The organism is Fulvivirga ulvae, from assembly GCF_021389975.1.
GTDB lineage: Bacteria > Bacteroidota > Bacteroidia > Cytophagales > Cyclobacteriaceae > Fulvivirga > Fulvivirga ulvae.
The window spans coordinates 6,797,471-6,819,582 of the sequence record NZ_CP089981.1; the positions used below are offsets into that span (position 1 = coordinate 6,797,471).

The following is a 22,112-nucleotide window of genomic DNA, read 5'->3' on the forward strand; positions in this document are numbered from 1 at the left end:
AAATACTAGTTAAGTATGATATTAAAGCAACAATGGAAAGACGAGATTCGAAATTATAAATTTTTAATTCGATTGTTAGAATTTCATAGAAATAAGTAAGGAGAATAGCTAAAAATACCTAAAACTAGTGACATGGTTATCTCCCTATTTTTGGGGAGTTTATAAGTTTTGGGAGGTGCATATTACATCTTATCCGCTGTTAAACTTACAGTAGGAAGGAACATATCTTAAATCTTGCCAGATTCGATTCCATTAGAAAGCATCAGGTATCTCTTACTTCTATTAATGCATCTAAATGGAATGCAGGAATGCTGTTAGCTAAAAAAATTTTGTGAAAGCCAGCCACACTTTATAAGCTGCTGACTAGTCAGACAATTAGGCAAAAAGAAGGAAGGTACCTTATTAGTTAGTTATGGCACACTGTTAAATCCAATTGAATGGCACAAGTAAAACTATTTGGTAAACGGAGATAATCACACTGCTTCTGACACACTCTTCTTATACTCGGGCTCATAACGCACCCCACCAAAAAGATGTAAAAACAAAATACGCGAATACCTGAAGAGGAATGGCAAAAGCACAGCGACAACACCAATAATTGCAAAAAGATAGACCTCTAAAGAGAAGTCGCCCAGAATGGATAAAGCCAGCCCAACGCCCACAAAAATAGCCACTGAGAACGCATAGCTAATGTACATGGCACCAAAGAAAAAGCCGGGTTCTCTTTCATAGTGCAGGTCACATTCCGGACATCGCGGATGCATTTTATAAAAGGCAAGAAGATTAAAAGCTGATGTTTTGAAAATATCTCCCTTACGGCATCTGGGACATTTACCACTGATAATTGCGCCTGCTTTGTTCATGTTTTGCCTGGAGTTTACTTTTTCTATACCATAAAAATCCAACAACACCGATAGCCAGATAAGGCATAACAAATAAATACAGTATGCCGAAGTTAAGGCCCGCTCCTATACCTATGTCGCCATTACTCAGGTTATTTTCAACCGTAGCACGGCACATTGCACATTGAGCCAGCAGCTCACCGCTTCCTGTTACAAGAAAAACGAAAACCAGTGTAAATATTTTGGCCAATACTTTCATCATTTAAATAAACAAAGCCTCTTCTCCTTTGGTTCTTGTTTAATGTACATAGTACGGACTGATCATGACATAAATCACAACACCTGTTACAGCCACATACAACCAAATTGGAAAAGTGACCTTTGCCAGCTTTCTATGCTTGTCAAACTGGCTGGAAAGTGCCCTTACAAAGCTAAAAAGCACCAGCGGAATAACAGCTATGGAAAGTAATATATGAGATATCAAAATAAAGAAGTATACATAGCGTATGACTCCCTCACCTCCGTAAGGTGTAGACTCGCTGGTCATATGATACAACACATACATCACCAGAAATGAAGCTGATAAACCGATGCATCCCTTCATTAAACTTTCGTGCAGCTTCACTTTACCATTTCTTATCGCCACAAATGCCACTACTAGTAGTATGGCGGTTAACCCGTTAATGCTCGCATAGATTGGGGGCAAAAAGGTGAAATCATACCCCTCTATTTTTACGCCAAACAGCACCGCTACGGCTAAAGGGATAGCTACAGACAGCACAATGATTAATTTCTTATACTTCAATTCCTTACTTGCGAGCTCCATTTTCCAACAATATTTTTATTTCTACGACAAGCCTGTCTATTTCGTCAAGGTCTGTATCATAATATCCACGAACCTGGCCTTCCTTATCTACTAAAATAAACTGGTTATAGACGTCCGTCACCAAAGCACAAGTCATAATCATTTTCATGCTTTCCTTTGGTAAATAAGTAATATGCAATTCCGACCCAGGTAATGAATCTGTCGCAAAAATAGTCACTTTTGGTGTATCTGCTACAAACAATTCGGTTAATCTGCTGAGTTGATTATCAAGCTCTCTCAAATTGTATGTACCATCGTCCTTAAAAAACATAAACAGGGATGTATTGCCCTCAGTAAGGCTGTCCGGAACTAAAAACCGACCTTCAGTGAAGGTACATCCTGTATATGCTTTATCCACACCATCGGCATAGTAGACGGGAATATCGAAGCGGTTCTCCCCGAAAATTCGAAGAAATATGAATATGGCCAGCGGTATGGCCAGCATAACTATCAGAAAAACAATTTTTATGATCTTATTCACAGTAGCTGTATATAAAATAAGGCTAAAGTGATCTACTCTAGCCTTATTTTATCAGTTTATATATACGTATTAATTTAAATAACGGTCATCGAATATAGACATGCCTTCGTATACAAAGGCTACAAGCATCCATACGATGAATATCATGGGTATAAGAATAGACCAGATCAGCACTTTAACTTCGTATTTAAGGTGCATGAACTCTCCCACGATGTAGAAAGCTTTTACGATGGTCATACCTACGAAAATGGTGATCCTTGTTACTTCCATATCCAAAGGTATTGTAAACGCTACCAAGAATTCCAGTGCTGTAATAAATGCCAGAATCCCGGCAGTAACCCATATTTTTCTGATTTTGGCTTTATCAGGTGCCTGTACCTGAACGTGTGTTGTTTCTTCAGCGTGCATATATTAAATATTTTAAAGTCTTAAACCAGATAAAAGAATGTAAATACAAATACCCAAACAAGGTCTACAAAGTGCCAGTAAAGCCCTACTTTCTCCACCATTTCATAGTGTCCTCTTCTATCGTAGACTCCGGTAACGGTATTGTAATAAATAATGAAGTTTAATACCACACCACTGAAAACGTGAGTACCATGAAAGCCGGTAATAAAGAAGAAGAATGCAGCAAAATCTGGTGGTCCGTACTGATTAACAGCCAGATTTGCACCAAAAATAGTTTTCTCTATCCACTCTCCGTTGACAAGGAAGCTCATGACTGTACCTCCATCAGTACCGTGTATAAAGTGAGACCACTCCCAAGCCTGGCATCCAAGGAACACCAAACCTCCTATGATAGTCCACAGCATCCATTTCTCTACATTCTTTCTATCCATTCTATGTCCCGCTTCTACCGCCAGTACCATCGTAACACTACTCATAATGAGTATAAACGTCATGATACCTACAAATACCAATGGAAGGCTTACGCCATGAAGAAAAGGTACCGCCTCAAAAACCTTTTCAGGAATAGGCCAGTAAGTATTGGAGAACGTGAAAGCATCTGCAGCGCCATCATATGCAGGGTGCGCAGATCTGACCAGTCCGTAAGTAATTAACAAAGCAGAAAATGTAAAAGCATCTGAAAGCAAGAAAAACCACATCATGAGTTTTCCATAGCTTGCCTTCAAAGGTGACTGCCCACCGTCCCAAATACTTCTCTTTGGGTCATCAATTGTATGTGCGGTAGTTGACATAAATGATTCTTTAAATCTCTAATTAATGATTCAACAATAAAAAAACAAATAAATAAATCCAAAGTGCATCCAGAAAGTGCCAATACGATGTACACATTTGAATCTGGTTAAGGCTTTTTGAATGTACTTTATATTTAAAGGTTGAAATTAATACAATTATCAGAAATATAACACCACTTACAATGTGTAAACCATGCAAACCTGATAATACATATAAAAACGACCCTGAAGGATTTCCAACAAAATATACTTCACTATCTACCAATACACTCCAGACATAAAACTGCCCGATCAAAAATAAGACTCCTAAAACGGTGGTTACTGATATTGCCAGCTTCACCCTTTCCAGGTTATCCTTTTTGGCCTCAAGATAAGCCCAATGCATGGTAACACTACTTAATAAAATAATACCAGTGGTCACCCACATTTCAAATGGCAACTCAAACATTACCCAGTTGCCCTCAGCCTGTCGTACAATATACCCACTGGTAAGAGCCGCAAAAATCATCACCACAGTAATCATGAACAGCCAAAGAGCAAATTTCTTCGGGTTCATTGATAATGGTTTCTTGGGATCTTCTACTAATTTCAAATCTGACGTCATCTCCATTCTACTTACACTTTATCCAACAAATAGGCAATCTGCACTATAGGCAGATACAAAAACGATCCAAACATAATTCTCATGGCAGACTTTCTGTTGCCATTTTTCATTAATGCAAATGTCTGGCTTAAAAACAAAACACCACAAACAGTTACAACAATAGCTGAGTCAATACCTGTAATTCCAAACTTTGCAGGAAGTAATCCCAACGGAAGCAAGAATAAGGTATATATCATAATTTGTATAGCAGTATTGAGGTCTTTGGCTCCACCGGATGGCAGAAGCTTAAAGCCTGCCTTTTTATAATCTTCATCGGCTACCCAGGCTATGGCCCAAAAATGGGGAAACTGCCAAATGAACTGTATTCCAAAAATGATCAGCGCTTCATAAGTAATTGCACCTGTGGCGGCCGTCCAGCCCAAAAGTGGCGGGAGGGCACCGGGTATGGCCCCTACGAATACTGCAATAGGGCCTACTCTTTTCAAAGGTGTATAAACGAAACTATAGAGGATCATGGAAAGCAGCGACAGTAACGTTGTCAACATATTGGTATAGAGCATAAGGATGGTTAACCCAACCGCTGCACATACAAAAGCGAATACCGCCGCTTCTCCAACAGTAACTCTACCTGTCGGAAGTGGCCTGTTCATTGTCCTTGTCATTAATTTATCAAGATCCTTCTCTATTATCTGATTAATAGTAATAGAAGCTCCCGATACCAGAAATCCTCCAAGACACAGCATGCCGAAATGTACCCAGTTCATTGTGCCACTGGCACCCAACACATAGCCAAAGCCACATGAAAATGCTACAAGAAAAGACAGACGAAACTTAACTAGTTCAAAGTAAGCCCTGAGCCTGCCTGCCATTGAAAGTCCGTATGTATCATTTAAAATCATAATGCTATAATGCCAATTTTCCTTTTACTCCACTCACCCGCAAAAATAGTAAAAACTGCATGCCGAAGATCAACGTTCCGAGCAATAAATGAACGGGCTGTATAAAAGCCGGTATACCGAAATATCCCATAACAACTCCTGTTAGAACGGTAAGCACAACTACAGCCATTAATCCAACAGTAAGTGCGGAACCGGACTTTGTTTTAAACAGAATATATATCAATACTGCATGTAGTAATAATATTAACCAGCTAAAAGAGCGATGAATCAGGAATGAAGTCCCGATTTCCCCCACCCATAAATTCCTGTTGGTATAATCGTATTGAGCTGCAATGACATCAATTGCTTCACGAACCTGTGTGCCAAGTGCCACCTGAATAAGCGAAGTGATCATACATGCCACAAGAACAACCAAAAATACTGTTCTGTTACGGAAACACATGGCAACTCCAGCCGAGTAATCAGTTCTATGTACCAGATATACCAACAATGCCACAATTAGCAGCGCCAGAAACATGTGTAATGTGATTGTCCAGGGTACCAGATTTGTTGACACTACAATAGATCCGATCCATCCCTGAAATATGACCAACAGCAAAGTGGCTAATGCAACATAGAATATGGTTCTGTCAGTTTTCAAGAATCTTATCGATAAAACGAACGTTCCAATGATTAACATTCCTATCAGGACACCTAATAGTCTGTTGATATATTCGATCCAGGTTTTTTGCTTGTTAAAATCAGCTTCAACTAAAATAGACTCATCTGTAAGTATTTTGTCAGCTGTTTCATCAAATCCTAGCCCTGAAAGGTATTTAGCAAAACGCTCATTCTTTTTCGCTCTCTTTTGAGAATAAATCTCTTTGTAGTTTTCCGGAAGCTGGCTAACATTTGTCGGAGGTACCCAATTGCCAAAACATTTTGGCCAGTCAGGACACCCCATTCCGGAGCCGGTGCTCCTTACTATGCCACCTACCAGTATTAATAAATATACAGCAATAAGAGTAAGCAGGCTAAACCTTGAGAATAGCCTGCTGTTCTCTATGTTACTTTTTTTCATCCACTACAACCTTCGTCTCATCTCCTTCTAATTTGATCATATCATTCTCGTGAGGAAGATTTGATTCTGGAGTCATAGAAAAAGGTATGTGCTGAGGGATATAATCCTCTTTAGCACCAGGCTTACTATAGTCATATGGCCATCTGTAAACGGTAGGGATCTCTCCCGGCCAGTTTCCATGTCCAGGTTCCACAGGAGTTGTCCACTCCAGGGTGTTTGACTGCCACGGGTTAGCCGAAGCCTTTCTGCCTCTGTACATGCTATAAAAGAAGTTGAATATGAAGATAAACTGAGCCGCCAAAGTAAGGATAGCCGCAATACTCACCAGCATATTCAAATCAGAGAATGAATTAAAGGCATCGTAGTTAGTGAACGAGTAATATCTTCTAGGGTATCCCGCTATACCTATATAATGCATAGGGAAGAACACCAGGTAAACTCCAACAAATGTCAACCAGAAGTGTATGTAACCAAGCTTCGCATCCATCATACGACCGAACATCTTAGGGAACCAGTGATAGATACCTGCAAGCATACCAAAGAAAGACGCACTACCCATAACAAGGTGGAAGTGAGCTACAACAAAGTATGTATCGTGCAACTGAATGTCAATGGCAGAATTACCCAGGTGTATACCTGTAAGACCTCCCGATATAAAGAATGATACCAAACCAATGGAGAAAAGCATGGCAGGTGTAAACCTGATGTTACCTCTCCACAAAGTAGTAAGGTAGTTAAATACTTTTACTGCCGAAGGTACCGCAATGATCAATGTTAATAGCATAAATACTGACCCCAGGAAAGGGTTCATACCCGACACAAACATGTGGTGAGCCCATACTACGAAGGATAATATAGCAATGAATAAGATTGACCCAACCATTGCTTTGTAACCAAAGATAGGCTTACGTGAATTGGTTGCAATAACCTCAGATGTAATACCCAACGCAGGTAATAATACAATGTATACTTCAGGGTGGCCGAGGAACCAGAATAAGTGCTGGAACAATATTGGGCTACCTCCCTGGTTAGGAAGTGCCTCTCCGTTAATATAAATATCAGAAAGGTAGAAACTGGTACCAAAGCTTCTATCAAAGATCAGCAATAAAGCTGCTGAAAACAGTACCGGAAATGACAACAAACCGATTACTGCTGTCAGGAACAATGCCCAAATTGAAAGCGGCAGTTTGGCGAATGACATCCCTTTGGTTCTCAAATTGATAACCGTAGAGATGTAGTTGATACCACCCAATAATGACGATACAATGAACAACGCCATAGCCACCAACCACAGGGTCATACCTAAACCGGAACCGTTTACGGCCTGGGGCAAAGCACTTAAAGGCGGATAGATTACCCATCCTCCCGAAGCGGGTCCTGTCTCAATAAACAAAGATATGAACATGATAACGCTGGACGCAAAGAAGAACCAGTAAGAAAGCATATTCATAAAACCTGACGCCATATCGCGTGCACCAATTTGCAGTGGTATGAGGAAGTTGGCAAAAGTACCGCTCAAACCTGCAGTAAGTACAAAAAATACCATGATGGTACCATGCATGGTAACCAGGGCCAGGTAAAATTCAGGGTCAAGTTTACCATCCGGAGTGATCCAGCCACCGAGAACAGGCTTCAACCAGCCAAGCTCAGCTTCCGGAAAACCTAACTGCAATCTGAATATAACAGATAATGTACCACCAATAAGCGCCCAAAAAATCCCTGTGATCAGGAATTGCTTGGCGATCATTTTATGGTCGGTACTGAAAACATAAGTTGTCCAAAAATTGCCATGATGATCGTGATCATGCTCATGACCATCATGATGAGTTTCTTCAGTAATGTGTATATCAGCAGTTGCCATAATATCTAACTTTCTATAATGATGCTTCTAATTCTTCTTTATCGATTCCGGCCTTAATGATTGCCAGTTCTCTTTTGTCGGCCGGTACCTTTTCCAAGTAATCCGGATTCAGCTTCAACCATGTTGGCTGGGCAGCTTTCCATGCCTCATAATCTTCAGGTTCATCTACTACCACCTTCAATTTCATAGAGAAGTGTCCCCTACCACAGATTTCCGTACAGGTGATAAAGTAGTCAAACTCAGGGTCACCTAACTCTGATCTCATTTCCTGAGTGCTCTTGGTTGCAATAAATTTGAAATGGGTAGGCATACCGGGTACTGCATCCATTTTCACTCTGAAATGCGGGATGAATACACTATGTAATACGTCTCTTGCCCTGATGTTTAACAGAACCTCTTTCCCTTTAGGGATGTGCATCTCCAAAGGAACAAAATCATCATATGAGTTCTCATCGGTAACATCTATTCCGAAGAGGTTTCCTTCTTTATCATTGATCAATCTAAAATCGTAATCACCGAGTTGATTATCTTTTACTCCAGGGTATCTTACTGCCCATGCAAACTGGTACCCCATAACTTCGACAACCTCAGCTTCTGAGGATGCCGGTGAGGTAATGCTATTCCATGCTCTCAAACCTGAGAACACAAGCGTAGCAAGCACAATAGCAGGTACTACTGTCCATAATATTTCAAGTTTAACATTATCAGGAAAGAAAGTAGCTCTTGCCCCTTCCTTATGCTGATACTTGAAGCTGAATACAAATAACAGCACATTGGTAAGGATAAAAACAAATCCTGTTATAGCAGTGGTGATCCAGAAAGTAGTGTCTATGTCAGCACCATGAACAGAAGCCACCGGAATAGTGTATTTGTCAAAATAGCCAAATGAATACCAGAAAAAGAGTCCTAATCCTCCCAGCATGAATACTATCATCAGTGCTGCGTTTACCTTGTTGCTGGTGCTTACGACCTTTTTGTCTGTACCCTTTACTACATTGACCAGTGTGCCTATTCTAAATAATGTCAATAGAATAACCAACAGAAGAATGGCACCTATAGCAATAATCACTTCGAACATATCCCTATATATTAATCTTTAAATTTAATTCTGTTTCTATTAAATATGGTGATGTAAACTTTCCTCTAACATAGGATGATTCTTCGCATATAACGGAGCCTTTGCCAGGTTCGAGAGTGTTACAAACAAAAACGCTACACCAAATATCATAAACATACCAATTTCTGTGAAGCCAAAGCTTCCGTTTTCCTGCATAACACCAGGTGTTATCATCAGGTAGAAATCAAACCAGTGACCTACGATAACTATGGGACAAACGAGCTTTAGCAAAGACATATGTCTTTTTGCATCCCTTGTCATCAACAATAAGAACGGCAACAGGAAGTTTAAAAGCAGGTTAAGGAAAAATACCCACTTATACTGACTTGAATCCAGTCGTTCAATGAAGTAGATGGTTTCCTCAGGGATGTTGGCATAGTATATCAACAAGAACTGTGAGAACCAGATGTAAGTCCAGAAGATGCTGAAACCGAATATAAATTTACCGATGTCATGCAAGTGGTTGGAATTTACAACCTTCAGGTAACCATTTTGCTTAAGTATAACTACGATAAGTGTGATTACAGCCAAACCATTTACCCACCAGCTGGCAAATACATACCACCCAAACATGGTACTAAACCAGTGAGGATCAACTGACATGATCCAATCCCATGCAGACACTGAAGAACTTACGGCAAATACCACCAGGAAGATAGCAGAATACTTTCTTGCCTTATACCAGTGTTTAACATCACCATCAATATCTTCTGCCAGCATTTCTCTTTTGATCCAGATAAAGAACATGTACCACAATGCAAAGAATACGACCATTCGAAGAAGGTAAAATAACGGAATTGCAGAACCCGCTTCTAAAGGCCAGAACCATAAAGCACTCTTACCTAATAGTATTTTATCTGCATGGTCTCCGTGATAAAGGTCACCGTGTGTCCAGTGAAATACATCCAACCGCACAATCCACCAAGAAATAAACATTAATATACCTGCAAATGGCAACCAATGAGCCATAGCAAGTGGCACCCTCTTCATACCTGCTGACCAACCGGCCTGTGCGGCATACTGGATAGCTACGAAAAACAATCCGATGATGGCCAAACCTGTAAAATAGACGTTGTTTACCCAAAGGTTGTTAAAAAGGTTTTTTAACCAGGGTGCAGAACCATGGTGTCCGCCATCTTCTCCATGTGCTTCTTCAGCATGCTCTCCTGCTCCATCCTGAGGTGTCTCTGAACTTGCTACCAGGTTATCAGGTACCTGATGTAAAGCAGCGTGCTCTTCCTCGCCATGATGCTCATCTCCATGTCCATGGCCAGAGTTCATATTCATAAATACACCTAAAATCAAAAGCACGAATCCAACGATACCACTGATCATTAAGGTCTTCTTAGCTCCGGAGGTAAACGAAAATCTTTCTTCAGTCATTTCAATTATATTTTATGCCCAAGGCATTGTCTTTATATCAATTTATAATTCGCCAAACAGGGTATCCGGTGAATTATTGGTTTTGAAGTTTTTTAACATATCTGGCAATCTTCCATCTGTCCTCAGGTTGAATCTGAGACCCGTGAGGCTGCATTAACCCCTTCCCCCAGGTAATAACGTGGAAAATATGTCCTTCCGTAATATTTTGGTAAGCAGCTCCCGTAAGGTTAGCTATACCAGGGTATTTTTCTGCAACGGGACCATCTGCCTGACCGGCCCCACCATGGCAATGATCACAGAACCTTCCGTAAAGTATCTGACCTTCAGCCAAAACTGCGTCAGTCTTAGGTAGAGGGCTTTTCATAGTTCTGGCTGCCAGGTCCAGGCTATCTTTTGGAATTCTGTAAGGCAAATACCCTTTATCAGATCTCGGAACAGTATTGGCAGGGGGCACTCTCATTGTCATCCCGTGAGGGTTCAATGGGTTAGAGTTGAAATACTCACCATGATTATCCTCATTACTGTCAAAAAGTTCTGCCATATTACCGGCACTTTCATCGGTGATCTGCTTTAGTGGCTCGTAGGCAACAGAGTGATACATGTTAGGTGCATACTCCAACCCCTGATTGTCTCCCTCAGCACCACAGGCAGTAAGTGCAGCACCTACAGCAAAAAGAGAAGCGAATTTTATATGTTTATATATATTCATGCTCGAAAAAATTCTTAATCTTCAAATTTTTTATCATTGACCTCGGTAGCCCCGCTATCACCGATTATACTTTTGATCTGATCTATAGTTAATTTATTTTTTGCAAGATCAATGGCCATTACGTGCTTATCATCGGTAATTCTTAAATCCATTAACCTGGCTTTTTTATAAGGTTTCAGGTCACTTACTATCATAAATGTACCTACCATGCCCAAAGCTGAAAGCAAAACGGTCAGCTCAAATGTAACTGGTACAAATGGTGGTAAAGATGCAAAGTTCTTACCTCCGATAATCATAGGCCAGTCAAAACCCAGCATCCATGTCTGCATGGTCAGTGCCAGCGTAGTACCTAGCAGCCCAAATAAAAATGCCGCTATAGGAAGTCTGGTTCTTTTATAACCCAGTACCTCATCTAAACCATGAACAGGAAAAGGAGAATATACTTCATGAATTTTGACTCCGCTCTCTCTTACCTTGGTTACGGCTTTCAAGAGAACATCCTCATCATCATAAATACCTAATACAAAGTTTTTATTACTTTCCATTTTTACTTATTGCTTTTTAAAGATGATGACTTGATAATACTCTTAACCTCGGCCATGTTGATTACAGGGAAGAACTTGGCAAATAACAAGAATGCTGTAAAGAATAAACCGAAGGTAAACAGATACACTCCTACATCATAGAACGTAGGGTAAAACATTGCCCAGCTTGATGGCAGGTAATCGCGGTGCAGCGAGGTAACGATAATTACAAAACGCTCGAACCACATACCTATGTTTACAATGATTGACAATATGAATGTAGCTGCAATATTCGTCCTGATCTTTTTGAACCAGAATAGCTGAGGTGAAATAACGTTACACGTCATCATGGTCCAGTACGCCCACCAGTAAGGGCCTGTAGCCCTGTTGATAAATGCATATTGCTCTGCAGCAACACCAGAATACCATGCGATAAAGAACTCAGTGATATAAGCTATACCTACAATAGAGCCTGTAATGATAATTACGATATTCATCAGCTCTATGTGATTGATAGTAATGTAATCTTCAAGTTTAAAAACTCTTCTGGTCACCAGCATCAGGGTAAGTACCATAGCAAAACCGGAGAATATTGCTCCTGCAACGAAATAAGGAGGGAAAATGGTGGTGTGCCAACCGGGTATAACTGATGTAGCAAAGTCAAAAGATACAATGGTGTGAACTGAAAGTACAAGAGGCGTTGCCAAACCTGCCAGAATAAGTGCTACAGACTCATAGCGCATCCAGGTTTTGGCTGCTCCGTCCCACCCGAAGCTAAGTGCTCCGTAAACGGCCTTTGAAATCTTGTTGGTTGCACGATCTCTGATTGATGCAAAATCAGGAATGAGGCCTATGTACCAGAATACCAGGGATACTGTAAAATATGTACTGATCGCAAACACGTCCCATAACAGAGGTGAGTTAAAGTTTACCCACAACGATCCCCATGTATTTGGTAATGGTAGAGCCCAGTAGAAACCTACCCAAAGTCTGCCCATGTGCAACCCCGGAAAACATGCTGCGCATATAACGGCAAAGATTGTCATTGCCTCTGCAGCGCGGTTAATGGACATCCTCCATTTTTGTCTGAAAAGTAAGAGAATTGCTGAAATAAGTGTTCCTGCGTGACCAATACCAACCCACCATACGAAGTTGGTAATATCCCAGGCCCATCCTACTGTTTTATTTAATCCCCAGACACCTATACCCTCCCACAAGAGCATGAAAACGGCATAGGTACCAATACCGAGAGTGGCCAGGGAAATAGCCATTCCCATCATCCACGACTTGGTTGGTTTTCCTTCTACTTGTCTGCAGATATCTTCCGTAACATCATGAACGGTCTTCCCACCGGTAACTAATGGTTCGCGAACGGATGAAGTAACTTGCATATTATATTAGTTAATTTGTTCTAAGTAAGTTTTAAGCTTTGGTTTCCTCTTTATCCTTATTTCTGATTTTAGTCAGGTAAGTGATATTAGGTTTTGTTCCTATTTCTGCCAGCACGTGATATGCCCTTGGCTCATGTATCTCCTTCTCAGTGATATAGTCGGCCAGTTCAGTATCCTTGATATTCAACAGTTTGTAAATTCTGCTTTCCTTATCGTTCATATCACCGAATACGATACCGTCAGTTGGACATGCACTTGCACAAGCTGTTGTCACTTCACCGTCAACAGGTCTTCTTCCTTCTTTCTTGGCCTCAAGTTTAGCATACTGGATTCTTTGAACGCAGAAAGAACATTTTTCCATTACACCTCTTGATCTTACGGTAACATCAGGGTTCAGTACCATCTTACCAAGATCATTGTTCATGGCAGTGTTGATGTTCTCAAAGTTGCCATTATCATGGTATTTGAACCAGTTGAAACGTCTTACTTTATATGGACAGTTGTTCGCACAATATCTTGTACCGATACATCTGTTATATGTCATTTGGTTAAGCCCTTCCGTGCTATGGGTGGTTGCTGCAACAGGGCACACAGTCTCACATGGAGCATTGTTACAGTGCTGGCAAAGCATTGGCTGGAAAGTAACTTCAGGATTTGCTGCTGCCTGCTCCAATCCTTTAAGATCATCAGCCGGGGCATCACTGCTATAGTATCTATCGATCCTCAACCAGTGCATATCTCTTCTGTTGATCACCTCTTCCCTGCCCACAACAGGAACGTTGTTCTCTGCCTGGCAGGCAATGGTACAGGCACTACATCCCGTACAAGAGTTAAGGTCAATAGCCATACCCCAATGGTGATTGTTGTATTTGTGACCTTTCCAAAGTGATAATGCTCCTGCATCTACTTTACCGTCTTCTGACATCCAGGTAGAAATCTTAGGCTCATGACGTCCCGCAAGAGGATTAGCCTTATACTCAGAAAGTATTGATTCCTGTATTACGTTGTCTCTGCCCATGTAGGTCTGATGTGTCTGGGTCTGAGCTATCTGATACTTTTCAGAAAGTACTTCAACGTTTACATCACTCAGTACATTGTAGCTAACAGTACCATTAAGCGTGGTTACGAAAGGATAGGCATCCACACCCCGGCCATTAGCAACTTTACCGGCATTTAAACGACCATACCCCAAGGCCAAACCTACTGTACCTTCGGCTTGTCCTGGCTGAATGAGTATAGGAACTACTACTGATGCTCCCTTAACGGTAAGCTTGGCCATGTTGCACTTTCCTTCAAAGCACTCTACGCCGTTCTCATCTGCCCATTTTTTGGATACTGTCAGATAGTTATCCCAGGTAGCTTTTGTAACGGGATCCGGCATCTCCTGCAACCATGGGTTGTTGGCCTGTGCACCGTCTCCAATTCCTACCTTTTGGTATAAAGCAAGCTCAATACCTGAGCCTTTATAGTTCTTATTTATAGCCTGAACAGCTGCGCTAACATTTCCACTGAAAGTAACTACTGCAGCACCCACCGCTGCGGATATATCAGTTGCCACTGTGTCGGCCTCTGTTGTATTGCTTACACCGCTGCCATAGTATACACCATCATGAAGGGCCTGATCCCAGTTACTAACACCCAAATCTCTGTTCCAGGTATTTTTCAGGTAAGTGTAATAATCAGGGGTTTCAACTCCTGACCATTTCAGGAGACTCTCTTCAGCCTGTCTGGTTTTAAAAATTGGTGTAATAGTAGGTTGTATAAGGCTGTAGTGCCCTTTCTTTGGGTGAGCATCACCCCATGACTCAAGGAAATGGTGGTCTGGTGCCACATAATCAGAAGCAACTGCCGTTTCATCGGGCCTGTCTGATGTAGATATTTTAAGAGATATCTTGCTCAATGCACCTGCAAGGTCCTCGCTACCTTTGTAGTTATAAACAGGATTGCAATTGTAGAATATCGCTCCCGCTATACGACCAGCCTTAGCATCAGCAACAAACTTTTTCATCTCTTCATCATTTCCCTGGCGATAGTATGCAGGTGTTGACATATCGATGGTAGTTCCATAGTTGCCGAGAGCATTATTGATGGCATTGACTACAAGTTGTACGGAGGGATCATTTGAACCAGAAACAACGAGAGACTTGCCTCTTGCCTTTTTAAGCTCAGCTGCCGCTTTATCAATATATTTAATCTGCGATTTTTTTCCTCCCGTAATGGCTTCATAAAGTGCAACTACAGCCTTACCTTCTTCAGAAGGTTTAATCGGGGTTCTGTAATCGGCATTGGCACCGGTTGTGGATAAGTTTGATTCAAACTGGTAGTGACGGGACATGGTCTTTTTGTTAGGACCAATTTTTCTCGTTTTAATGTACTGCTTAGTGTACTCAACAGGTGACACCCAGGTACCTAAGAAGTCAGCTCCAAAACTTACTATGATATCAGCTTTACTGAAATCGTAAGAAGGTATTGCCCTTTCACCGAACGATTGCTCATTGGCTGCCAGTATACCGTGTGCAGAAACTGCATCATAGGTAACATGCTGTGCTGTAGGGTATTTTGCTTTAAAATCGTCAATCACCTTTTTGGTTGTAGGGCTAAGAATTGTGTTACTAACAATTCTGATCTGCCCTCCCTGAGCCGCTATACTGCCCAGCTTGCCTATTACAGCTTTATCAAGATCTTCCCAACTACCCTTTTCTCCACCTATAACAGGCGCTACAAGGCGCTCATTATCATATAAAGTAAGAACGGAAGCCTGTACCTGAGCACTGGTTCCGCCTTGAGTAATTTTAGAAAGTTTGTTTCCTTCGATCTTTATAGGACGTCCTTCCCTGGTCTTAACCAAAATACTACAGTAGTCGCCACCGCTGGTATAGGTAGACGCGTAATAGTTAGGGACACCGGGATCTACGTCAACAGGTTTATTAACATAAGGAATAGCTTTGCGGATCGGAGCCTCGCAGGCTGCCAATGATACTGCCGCTATACCAAAACCCATCATTTTCAAGAAGTCTCTTCTACTGCTTCCGCCTCCTTCGTTTTGGTTGATGGGAAGGAATTCGGGGAATTCCTTGTCTGCATTTTTTACAAATGCGGGGTCATTTGATAACTGCTCAATGCCTTTCCAGTATGTCTTTTTATTATCGCTCATAATCTATCAATAGATGGAAATCTTATAATCAGTTTTTTATTTTAATAATGGCACTTAGAACACTCCAAGCCTCCGATGTCTTCTACTTTCAATGCCTCTTTGCTTTGCCCTTCGTGCAACTCAACTAAATTATCATAGTACTCATTGCCTTTGGTGTTAACGTCTGTCTTTCTGTGACAGTCGATACACCATCCCATAGTCAACAATGAATGCTGACGTACAACTTCCATTTCCTGTATTTCACCATGACAAGTCTGGCACTCGATGCCTCCAACTTCTACGTGTTGGGAGTGATTAAAATAAGCCAGATCAGGAAGGTTATGTATCCTTACCCATTCAATAGGCCTGTCATTTTCAATGGCATCATATATCTTCTGGATCTCAGGAGAAACACCTGACTGGCCGGCAACATTCTTGATCATTGTATGACAGTTCATACAAATATTGGGAGAAGGTATATTGGCGTTTTTACTGATCCTGACACCTGTGTGGCAGTAGTTACAGTCAATATCATTTTCTCCCGCATGAAGCTTGTGCGAGAATGCAATCGGCTGCTTAGGGGCATATCCCTGCTGAACGCCTACGGCATAAAGATTATTTATTACAACCTTGAAAACGATTGCTGTTGTAATGAAAACGACAAGAAACAGAAATGGCTTACTTTTGAATACCGCATCCAGTTTGAACGATGCGTTTACTATCTCTTTATCCTCTTCGTCAAGGTCTTTTTGTTGATTAAGATACTTTCTGAGTACAGTAGTTATTAATATTAACACAACAAGTATCAGAACCAGCACTATAACCAGCCCAATCATAATTGCATTTAGGTACCCTGCAGGAACGCCCTCACCCGTTGCCTGTGCAGTATCAGCTCCTTCAGTTGGAGTAACTACCTCAGGGGCTTTTTCGGCCTCTTGCTTGATGTACCCTAAAATATTAAGAATCTGATCTCTTGAAAGCGTAGGAAACGCTGTCATCTGAGTCTGGTTGTACTCCTGGTATAATTTATTTGCGTAATCGTCGCCGCTAGCAATTACTTTTGATGAGTTATGCACAAAGTCAACAATCCAGTCAATGGATGGAGCTCTGTCATAAACGCCCTGTAGCGCAGGCCCTACAAGTTTCTCTTTAACCTTATGACAGGTTTTACAGTTGGCATTAAATAATGATTGACCTTCGCTTATGCGATCAGCCTCTGTGGGCAACCCTGAGGCAGCACCTTGTGCAGCCGGTTGCTCATCATTACCTTCAGCAACTGCCGTATCTTGTTGAGCGGCTTCCTGAGCCTGAGAATTGTGAAAAAGTAAAAGTGAACTTGCTAGTGTAAATGCTAAAAAAACGCGAGTCAGTAATTTGTTTGGCGTCATGTTAATGTATTTTATAACTCGTTAATGCAGCTCTTGCATATCGTAACCCGGGCACAAATCTACTATCGGATTCTATTATTTCAAACATATTTAGAACACCATTTAACTCTATTTGCAACCAGATGCTGGCTTTTACCGTATGAGAAGATCAAAAATGCCCTAATACAAGTAAAAAACGTGTTTTGGGTAACTATTTAGAATATTTATAAATAATAACACCGCTTTATACTGTCATTTTTACCCATATTTTTTTGATAAACGGTATCAATAAAACACAAAATCTGATCCGGGAATATATTCGGTTTATCAAACTAATATTCCCATTTTTTTTATGACTCTCAAAAGTTAGTGGATTTAAAGCAGAAGGGCAAACTGTCGGGGAACTGATTGTAGCGAAATACAATCTATGTATTCCTGATTAACAGAAGTTAAAAGCCACGCTAAACCTTGTGGCAAATTTACAAGGTGCGTGGCTTAAAAATGATACTTAAGCATTTATACGCTATACTCTTCAGGAGATACTGATATTTCGTTTTTGCTGTATTCTGGCTTCTTCTTTTTTGGGTATGTGGATAGTAAGGATGCCGTCTTCACAGCGCGCCGATATTTCGTCACTATTGACATATTCGGGCAAAAGGAACGATCTCGTAAAAGCTGCTGCCTGGTACTCCCGGCGGGTATACTTTCCTTCTGCTGTACTTTGCGGCTTTCTTTCTCCGGATATTGAAAGTATGTCGTTTTCCACTTCTAGTTTGTAATCTTTCTTACACATGCCGGGTGAAATCATTTCCATAATAAACTCCTTGCTATTTTCTATGATGTTTATTGCCGGCCTGCTTTGCCTCCGTGCTCTGACAGGAAAGTCCTCGAACAAATCCCTGTTAGTGAAATCATCCCAGAACCCTTCATTTAAATCTTCTCTCTTTTTGCGTTTATCTAAATCGTATAACATGACTTTTTGGTTTGATTATTTCAAGAATACTTCCTTCATGAGATATTAACTACCTTCGCTCAGATTAATCCCTGCGATCGGTGTTTTCAATATCAGCTTCTTTTAGTTCGTTTTCGGAAGGCCGGTCCATTTCGGCAGAAGTTTCCATGATTTCATCTCTGATGATTTCGAGATCATTTTCAATTACATTCCAGATCATCTGGTGGTCGAGCTCGGCTTCCCCGTTGTACCTCGCATTTCTGAAACCGCTCAAAATATCTGATTTAAAATTCAGGCCGGGAACATCATCCGAGCCGCTTTCAAGTTCATGAGCTGCCTGCCCTATCATTTGGAAATTCATATAGACTGATTCTTTAACCTGTTCCTCTTCAGTAAACTGCCGGTAGTTCAATCCACGCGTCTCTTCCTGAATTTCTTCAATGCCTTTGATAATGTTATTAAGGTGTAGTTGTTGCTCCTCCTTTGTCATATCCGTTAGGTTTAAATTTAACGTTTTTACTTACCTGCCATAAACACCTTCTCCAACATCCCCCTCTCCTTCGCCCTCTCTGGGATCAACGGTGTCTTGTTTTACGGCTTCCTTATCTTCAATGGTCCCCTTTTTGGGTTCACATCCCAATGAGAGTACCATAAATATGCCTATGATTACCAGTGTCTTTTTCATTTGTAACTCTGTTTAAAGATAGATATCAGCCTTGAACTTCAGATGAACAGGCCTCTTTCAAGCATATAAGTAAAAAATTCATGCCATCCTCAAAAACAGTGCTCTCTTTGATTTAGCACAGATACTTTGTTTAGGTCCGTGTAAGTGGTTCTACAGATTTGTTGATGAAATGAAATTAGTCAAACTCTACGACGGATGGCTCTTCAACTCTAAAATCGGAAATGCGTAAAGGGGTCTGCCCTGAAAGATCAAATCCAACACCAGCCAGGCCGGGTGGGGTTGCCGGATACCAGGCCAGCCTGATTTGAATGGTATTAATCGCAAGGTTTTCATTTCGCAAGCGTACACCCAAACCGTACCCCTGGTATAGCTGGTTTTTGAGTAGCTTGCCATGATCTGCATTGACAAGCGCCAAATCAAAGAATGCAAAAAATGCAAACCTGAAACCTATGATATAATATGGTGTAAAAGCCACAGTTTCGGAGCTGAAGGACAGTTTCCGGGTACCTCGCAGGAAGGTGTAATTAAGGCCCCTTATACCGTTTTGGTTATTGATATTAACATATTCGTTGTCGTAGCGATTGATGCCGGTAGTATAGCGCAGCCTGAGGAACTGCCTGAAATTAAATTTTTTTAGCCTGTATAAAGGGCTGAAATAATCTCCCTGCAGTGTGAATACTCCCTGATCAACCCGGCCCTTCCTGACGAAACCTCCCAGGTGGAGGGATGGCCTGATGTATCCGAGTCGCCCAAAGTAGCGCCCCGTGGAAAGGCGCCATCCCAGATAAGCACGGTTATAAAATTCATTAACCTCTTTACCGGTAGTGAACTCCAGAAGATATCCACTGGGAATATCCTCTGTACGCCCATAACCTAATATGAGCGAGCTCTTTTCATAGCTACGATGGGAGATACCTACAGAAAATAAATATAGATTTCTATCGAAGAACTGCTGATTGGTATCCTTTTCTACCATTGGCCTGTCAAGATACCTTGTTCTGTCAAACCTGGCCCCAAGCTGCAGGTTGGTCCTTCCTCCGTTTTCTGTTTCACTGATCAGCCATGACCGGCCGACCCAGAGATCCTGCTGATTGAATTTGGTATAGAACTCTATGGTGGTATCCGGAAATATTCTGCTGAGAAGTATATTGCTTTTATCTATTTCAATACCTCCTGCATACTTAATCTCGGGTGTAATAAAATTGCGGTAAAGGCGGAAACCTACCCTATCCAGTGGTTCTGAACGGGCATAATTAACTTCTCCTGTAATGAACGTCTTATAGATATTATTGACACTGTAGGTACCATTGTATCCCACTTTCGGGACATATTCGGTATTATACAAAAATTCGTTTCTGAACTCATGTCCCAGTCCCAGAAAATTCTTATCGATAACTGCAAAATCGCTCCTTTCGATATTGTCGACGCTGATCTCGCCTGAAATGGACCAGATGTCTTTAACAATAATCAGCACTTCCACACCAGGCACTCCTTTCCTGGATATCACATAAATACGCGCATCTTTGACATATGGCAGATTTCTCAGTATCCGTTCACTATCAGCTAATGCATCAGGGTCTACGCGGTCACCTTCCGTGAAGAATATATTGCTTTTTATAATCCGGCTTCGGGTGTATACGTGCATATCATTGGCCAGATTTATGGCCCAGGAATCATAATTTTTGGTGGTGTCGCTAATTCTTGTTCCGAATACCTCAAGCTTCTTTATCCTTATACTGTTGATTACCTTCCCCTCGTACTTTTTATAGTTGCCGTTGGTAATGATTGCCTTGGGTTCCGGTGTGTTCTCTTCCGGTTTTTTCACATCATTAAAGAGCAGGCGGTACAGTTCTTTGGTAAATCTGGTCTTATATAGCCTCTCTTTTACTTTTCTATAAAACTCCTCACTCCTCTTAGTTTCATCTCGCTTGAGCCTTGCAGCTATTGTATCGGGCAACACCAAAATAGTATCGTGCTCCACATAAATAGAAGAGTCTCCTAAAATTAAAATACTCCGCCCCTTCACATGAACACTGTCAACGAGCTGTTTACCTTTTTTTTGTGCCATTAATGGTAAACAAGCCCAAAACACTACAATAAAAATAATTAGTTGTCTCAACGTAAAAAACTCCACTATATAAAGAAAAACCCCATCTGCCAGTAAAAGGCAAGACCGGGGTTTTAAGATAAATTAATTTCTCTAATTAAAGTATAACGGTTTATGGATATTAGTAATGCTTATTAAATCAGTTTTTATTTATTAAAGTTCACCTCTCTCAGCCATCTTCTTCATTTTATCATTGGCATAAATAGCCACTTCAACTCTTCTGTTTTGTTGACGGCCACTGGGTGAACCGTTATCAGCAACGGGTTGTGCCTCGCCATAGCCCATAGTAGTGATCCGGCTTCTGCTTACACCCTGGGCACTGATATAATTAGTCACAGCACCGGCACGGTTTTCTGACAGGGACTGGTTGTAGCTGTCCGAACCTGTATTATCCGTATGTCCTTCTATGAGAATGTCAGTGTTTTCATATTTTTTCAAGGTATTGGCAAGATCATTCAGGTTTGCCTTTGTAGCAGGTTTCAGGTTATAGGAGTCTACGTCAAATAACAGTCCCGAATCAAAAGTAATTTTAATACCCTCACCTACTCTCTCAACCTCTGCACCTTCAAGGTCTCTTCTTAGCTCTTCGGCCTGCTTATCCATGCGTCGCCCGATTAAGGCTCCGGCAGTACCACCTACGGCCGCTCCTATAATGGCACCAACAGCGGTATTATCCGATGCACTACCTATGGCTGCTCCAATAGCCCCGCCTGAAGCCGCTCCTATGGCTCCCCCTTTAGTAGTATTGCTGGCCTGGCAACCGGACATCAGGTAAGAGCCAAAAACAAATGCCATTAATATAAAAGCTGCGGTAGCCAGTGATATTAGTCTATTTCTAACTTGTTCCATAATTCTGTTTTTTAATCTTAGTTTAAAAGAAACCAAAATGAATACCAGTTTTGAATATGCCATTTATCCTATTCCTACCTGATA

22 protein-coding genes are annotated in these 22,112 nt (G+C 41.2%); all 22 read right to left on the reverse strand.

Translation table 11 applies throughout. From position 1 onward, the window contains the following. Positions 1-473 precede the first annotated feature (473 nt). The 22 genes from LVD17_RS27575 to LVD17_RS27680 all read right to left on the reverse strand — a co-directional run bounded on the left by LVD17_RS27575 (position 474) and on the right by LVD17_RS27680 (position 22,028). On the reverse strand, positions 474-863 hold the full coding sequence (locus LVD17_RS27575) for a DUF983 domain-containing protein (protein WP_233763567.1): 390 nt from the start codon (positions 861-863) through the stop codon (positions 474-476). After that, positions 832-1,101, reverse strand: a complete 270-nt coding sequence (locus LVD17_RS27580; protein ID WP_233767996.1) for a CAMCR motif-containing small membrane protein — start codon at positions 1,099-1,101, stop codon at positions 832-834. Before LVD17_RS27580 ends, LVD17_RS27575 begins: the two co-directional genes overlap by 32 nt. Positions 1,102-1,140: 39 nt before the next feature. Further along, on the reverse strand, positions 1,141-1,668 hold the full coding sequence (locus LVD17_RS27585) for a DUF420 domain-containing protein (RefSeq protein WP_233763569.1): 528 nt from the start codon (positions 1,666-1,668) through the stop codon (positions 1,141-1,143). Continuing rightward, a complete protein-coding gene (locus LVD17_RS27590) occupies positions 1,652-2,188 on the reverse strand; it encodes a hypothetical protein (protein ID WP_233763571.1) in 537 nt (178 codons plus the stop codon). Before LVD17_RS27590 ends, LVD17_RS27585 begins: the two co-directional genes overlap by 17 nt. 69 nt (positions 2,189-2,257) lie before the next feature. Then, positions 2,258-2,596: a cytochrome C oxidase subunit IV family protein gene (locus LVD17_RS27595; protein ID WP_233763573.1), complete on the reverse strand. Its 339-nt coding sequence runs from the start codon at positions 2,594-2,596 to the stop codon at positions 2,258-2,260. Positions 2,597-2,616: 20 nt separating this feature from the next. Continuing rightward, positions 2,617-3,387: a cytochrome c oxidase subunit 3 gene (locus LVD17_RS27600; RefSeq protein ID WP_233763575.1), complete on the reverse strand. Its 771-nt coding sequence runs from the start codon at positions 3,385-3,387 to the stop codon at positions 2,617-2,619. A 22-nt stretch (positions 3,388-3,409) separates the two neighbouring features. After that, positions 3,410-3,991, reverse strand: a complete 582-nt coding sequence (locus LVD17_RS27605; RefSeq protein WP_233767997.1) for a cytochrome c oxidase subunit 3 — start codon at positions 3,989-3,991, stop codon at positions 3,410-3,412. A gap of 11 nt (positions 3,992-4,002) precedes the next feature. After that, on the reverse strand, positions 4,003-4,890 hold the full coding sequence (cyoE, locus tag LVD17_RS27610) for a heme o synthase (RefSeq protein WP_233763577.1): 888 nt from the start codon (positions 4,888-4,890) through the stop codon (positions 4,003-4,005). Between the two features lie 4 nt (positions 4,891-4,894). Beyond that, positions 4,895-5,950: a COX15/CtaA family protein gene (locus LVD17_RS27615; RefSeq protein ID WP_233763580.1), complete on the reverse strand. Its 1,056-nt coding sequence runs from the start codon at positions 5,948-5,950 to the stop codon at positions 4,895-4,897. Continuing rightward, positions 5,937-7,811, reverse strand: coding sequence for a cytochrome c oxidase subunit I (locus tag LVD17_RS27620; RefSeq protein WP_233763582.1), 1,875 nt, complete (start codon positions 7,809-7,811; stop codon positions 5,937-5,939). Before LVD17_RS27620 ends, LVD17_RS27615 begins: the two co-directional genes overlap by 14 nt. 13 nt (positions 7,812-7,824) lie before the next feature. Then, entirely contained in the window at positions 7,825-8,889 is a 1,065-nt protein-coding gene (locus LVD17_RS27625) for a cytochrome c oxidase subunit II (RefSeq protein ID WP_233763584.1), read from the reverse strand. 39 nt (positions 8,890-8,928) lie between these two features. Next, positions 8,929-10,311, reverse strand: coding sequence for a quinol:cytochrome C oxidoreductase (locus LVD17_RS27630; protein WP_233763586.1), 1,383 nt, complete (start codon positions 10,309-10,311; stop codon positions 8,929-8,931). A gap of 73 nt (positions 10,312-10,384) precedes the next feature. Then, entirely contained in the window at positions 10,385-11,020 is a 636-nt protein-coding gene (locus LVD17_RS27635) for a c-type cytochrome (RefSeq protein ID WP_233763588.1), read from the reverse strand. Between the two features lie 14 nt (positions 11,021-11,034). Further along, positions 11,035-11,565, reverse strand: coding sequence for a DUF3341 domain-containing protein (locus LVD17_RS27640; protein ID WP_233763589.1), 531 nt, complete (start codon positions 11,563-11,565; stop codon positions 11,035-11,037). Positions 11,566-11,567: 2 nt separating this feature from the next. After that, positions 11,568-12,935: an NrfD/PsrC family molybdoenzyme membrane anchor subunit gene (gene nrfD / locus LVD17_RS27645; RefSeq protein ID WP_233763590.1), complete on the reverse strand. Its 1,368-nt coding sequence runs from the start codon at positions 12,933-12,935 to the stop codon at positions 11,568-11,570. Positions 12,936-12,966: 31 nt separating this feature from the next. Further along, complete coding sequence (locus tag LVD17_RS27650) at positions 12,967-16,089, reverse strand: TAT-variant-translocated molybdopterin oxidoreductase (protein WP_233763591.1); 3,123 nt, start codon at positions 16,087-16,089, stop codon at positions 12,967-12,969. 41 nt (positions 16,090-16,130) lie between these two features. Then, positions 16,131-17,456, reverse strand: a complete 1,326-nt coding sequence (locus LVD17_RS27655) for a c-type cytochrome (protein WP_233763592.1) — start codon at positions 17,454-17,456, stop codon at positions 16,131-16,133. Positions 17,457-17,967: 511 nt separating this feature from the next. Next, positions 17,968-18,408, reverse strand: coding sequence for an Hsp20/alpha crystallin family protein (locus tag LVD17_RS27660; protein ID WP_233763593.1), 441 nt, complete (start codon positions 18,406-18,408; stop codon positions 17,968-17,970). A 64-nt stretch (positions 18,409-18,472) separates the two neighbouring features. Continuing rightward, complete coding sequence (locus LVD17_RS27665) at positions 18,473-18,877, reverse strand: HepT-like ribonuclease domain-containing protein (RefSeq protein ID WP_233763594.1); 405 nt, start codon at positions 18,875-18,877, stop codon at positions 18,473-18,475. Positions 18,878-18,907: 30 nt separating this feature from the next. After that, a complete protein-coding gene (locus LVD17_RS27670) occupies positions 18,908-19,072 on the reverse strand; it encodes a hypothetical protein (protein ID WP_233763596.1) in 165 nt (54 codons plus the stop codon). 175 nt (positions 19,073-19,247) lie between these two features. Continuing rightward, entirely contained in the window at positions 19,248-21,140 is a 1,893-nt protein-coding gene (locus LVD17_RS27675; RefSeq protein ID WP_233763598.1) for a BamA/TamA family outer membrane protein, read from the reverse strand. 192 nt (positions 21,141-21,332) lie between these two features. Continuing rightward, positions 21,333-22,028 (reverse strand): YiaD family glycine zipper/OmpA-like lipoprotein, encoded by a 696-nt coding sequence (locus tag LVD17_RS27680; RefSeq protein WP_233763600.1) that lies wholly within the window; start codon positions 22,026-22,028, stop codon positions 21,333-21,335. Positions 22,029-22,112: the final 84 nt, after the last annotated feature.

Excerpts from the sequence above, each read along its gene's own strand:
- LVD17_RS27600 (WP_233763575.1), bottom strand. The coding sequence starts at position 3,387 with ATGTCAACTACCGCACATACAATTGATGACCCAAAGAGAAGTATTTGG.
- LVD17_RS27675 (WP_233763598.1), bottom strand. The coding sequence starts at position 21,140 with ATGGCACAAAAAAAAGGTAAACAGCTCGTTGACAGTGTTCATGTGAAG.
- LVD17_RS27635 (WP_233763588.1), bottom strand. The coding sequence starts at position 11,020 with ATGAATATATATAAACATATAAAATTCGCTTCTCTTTTTGCTGTAGGT.
- LVD17_RS27605 (WP_233767997.1), bottom strand. The coding sequence starts at position 3,991 with ATGACGTCAGATTTGAAATTAGTAGAAGATCCCAAGAAACCATTATCA.
- LVD17_RS27660 (WP_233763593.1), bottom strand. The coding sequence starts at position 18,408 with ATGTTATACGATTTAGATAAACGCAAAAAGAGAGAAGATTTAAATGAA.
- LVD17_RS27585 (WP_233763569.1), bottom strand. The coding sequence starts at position 1,668 with ATGGAGCTCGCAAGTAAGGAATTGAAGTATAAGAAATTAATCATTGTG.
- LVD17_RS27595 (WP_233763573.1), bottom strand. The coding sequence starts at position 2,596 with ATGCACGCTGAAGAAACAACACACGTTCAGGTACAGGCACCTGATAAA.
- LVD17_RS27630 (WP_233763586.1), bottom strand. The coding sequence starts at position 10,311 with ATGACTGAAGAAAGATTTTCGTTTACCTCCGGAGCTAAGAAGACCTTA.
- LVD17_RS27615 (WP_233763580.1), bottom strand. The coding sequence starts at position 5,950 with ATGAAAAAAAGTAACATAGAGAACAGCAGGCTATTCTCAAGGTTTAGC.
- cyoE (WP_233763577.1), bottom strand. The coding sequence starts at position 4,890 with ATGATTTTAAATGATACATACGGACTTTCAATGGCAGGCAGGCTCAGG.
- LVD17_RS27640 (WP_233763589.1), bottom strand. The coding sequence starts at position 11,565 with ATGGAAAGTAATAAAAACTTTGTATTAGGTATTTATGATGATGAGGAT.
- LVD17_RS27620 (WP_233763582.1), bottom strand. The coding sequence starts at position 7,811 with ATGGCAACTGCTGATATACACATTACTGAAGAAACTCATCATGATGGT.
- LVD17_RS27575 (WP_233763567.1), bottom strand. The coding sequence starts at position 863 with ATGAACAAAGCAGGCGCAATTATCAGTGGTAAATGTCCCAGATGCCGT.
- LVD17_RS27625 (WP_233763584.1), bottom strand. The coding sequence starts at position 8,889 with ATGTTCGAAGTGATTATTGCTATAGGTGCCATTCTTCTGTTGGTTATT.
- LVD17_RS27655 (WP_233763592.1), bottom strand. The coding sequence starts at position 17,456 with ATGACGCCAAACAAATTACTGACTCGCGTTTTTTTAGCATTTACACTA.
- LVD17_RS27665 (WP_233763594.1), bottom strand. The coding sequence starts at position 18,877 with ATGACAAAGGAGGAGCAACAACTACACCTTAATAACATTATCAAAGGC.
- LVD17_RS27680 (WP_233763600.1), bottom strand. The coding sequence starts at position 22,028 with ATGGAACAAGTTAGAAATAGACTAATATCACTGGCTACCGCAGCTTTT.
- nrfD (WP_233763590.1), bottom strand. The coding sequence starts at position 12,935 with ATGCAAGTTACTTCATCCGTTCGCGAACCATTAGTTACCGGTGGGAAG.
- LVD17_RS27580 (WP_233767996.1), bottom strand. The coding sequence starts at position 1,101 with ATGAAAGTATTGGCCAAAATATTTACACTGGTTTTCGTTTTTCTTGTA.
- LVD17_RS27670 (WP_233763596.1), bottom strand. The coding sequence starts at position 19,072 with ATGAAAAAGACACTGGTAATCATAGGCATATTTATGGTACTCTCATTG.
- LVD17_RS27650 (WP_233763591.1), bottom strand. The coding sequence starts at position 16,089 with ATGAGCGATAATAAAAAGACATACTGGAAAGGCATTGAGCAGTTATCA.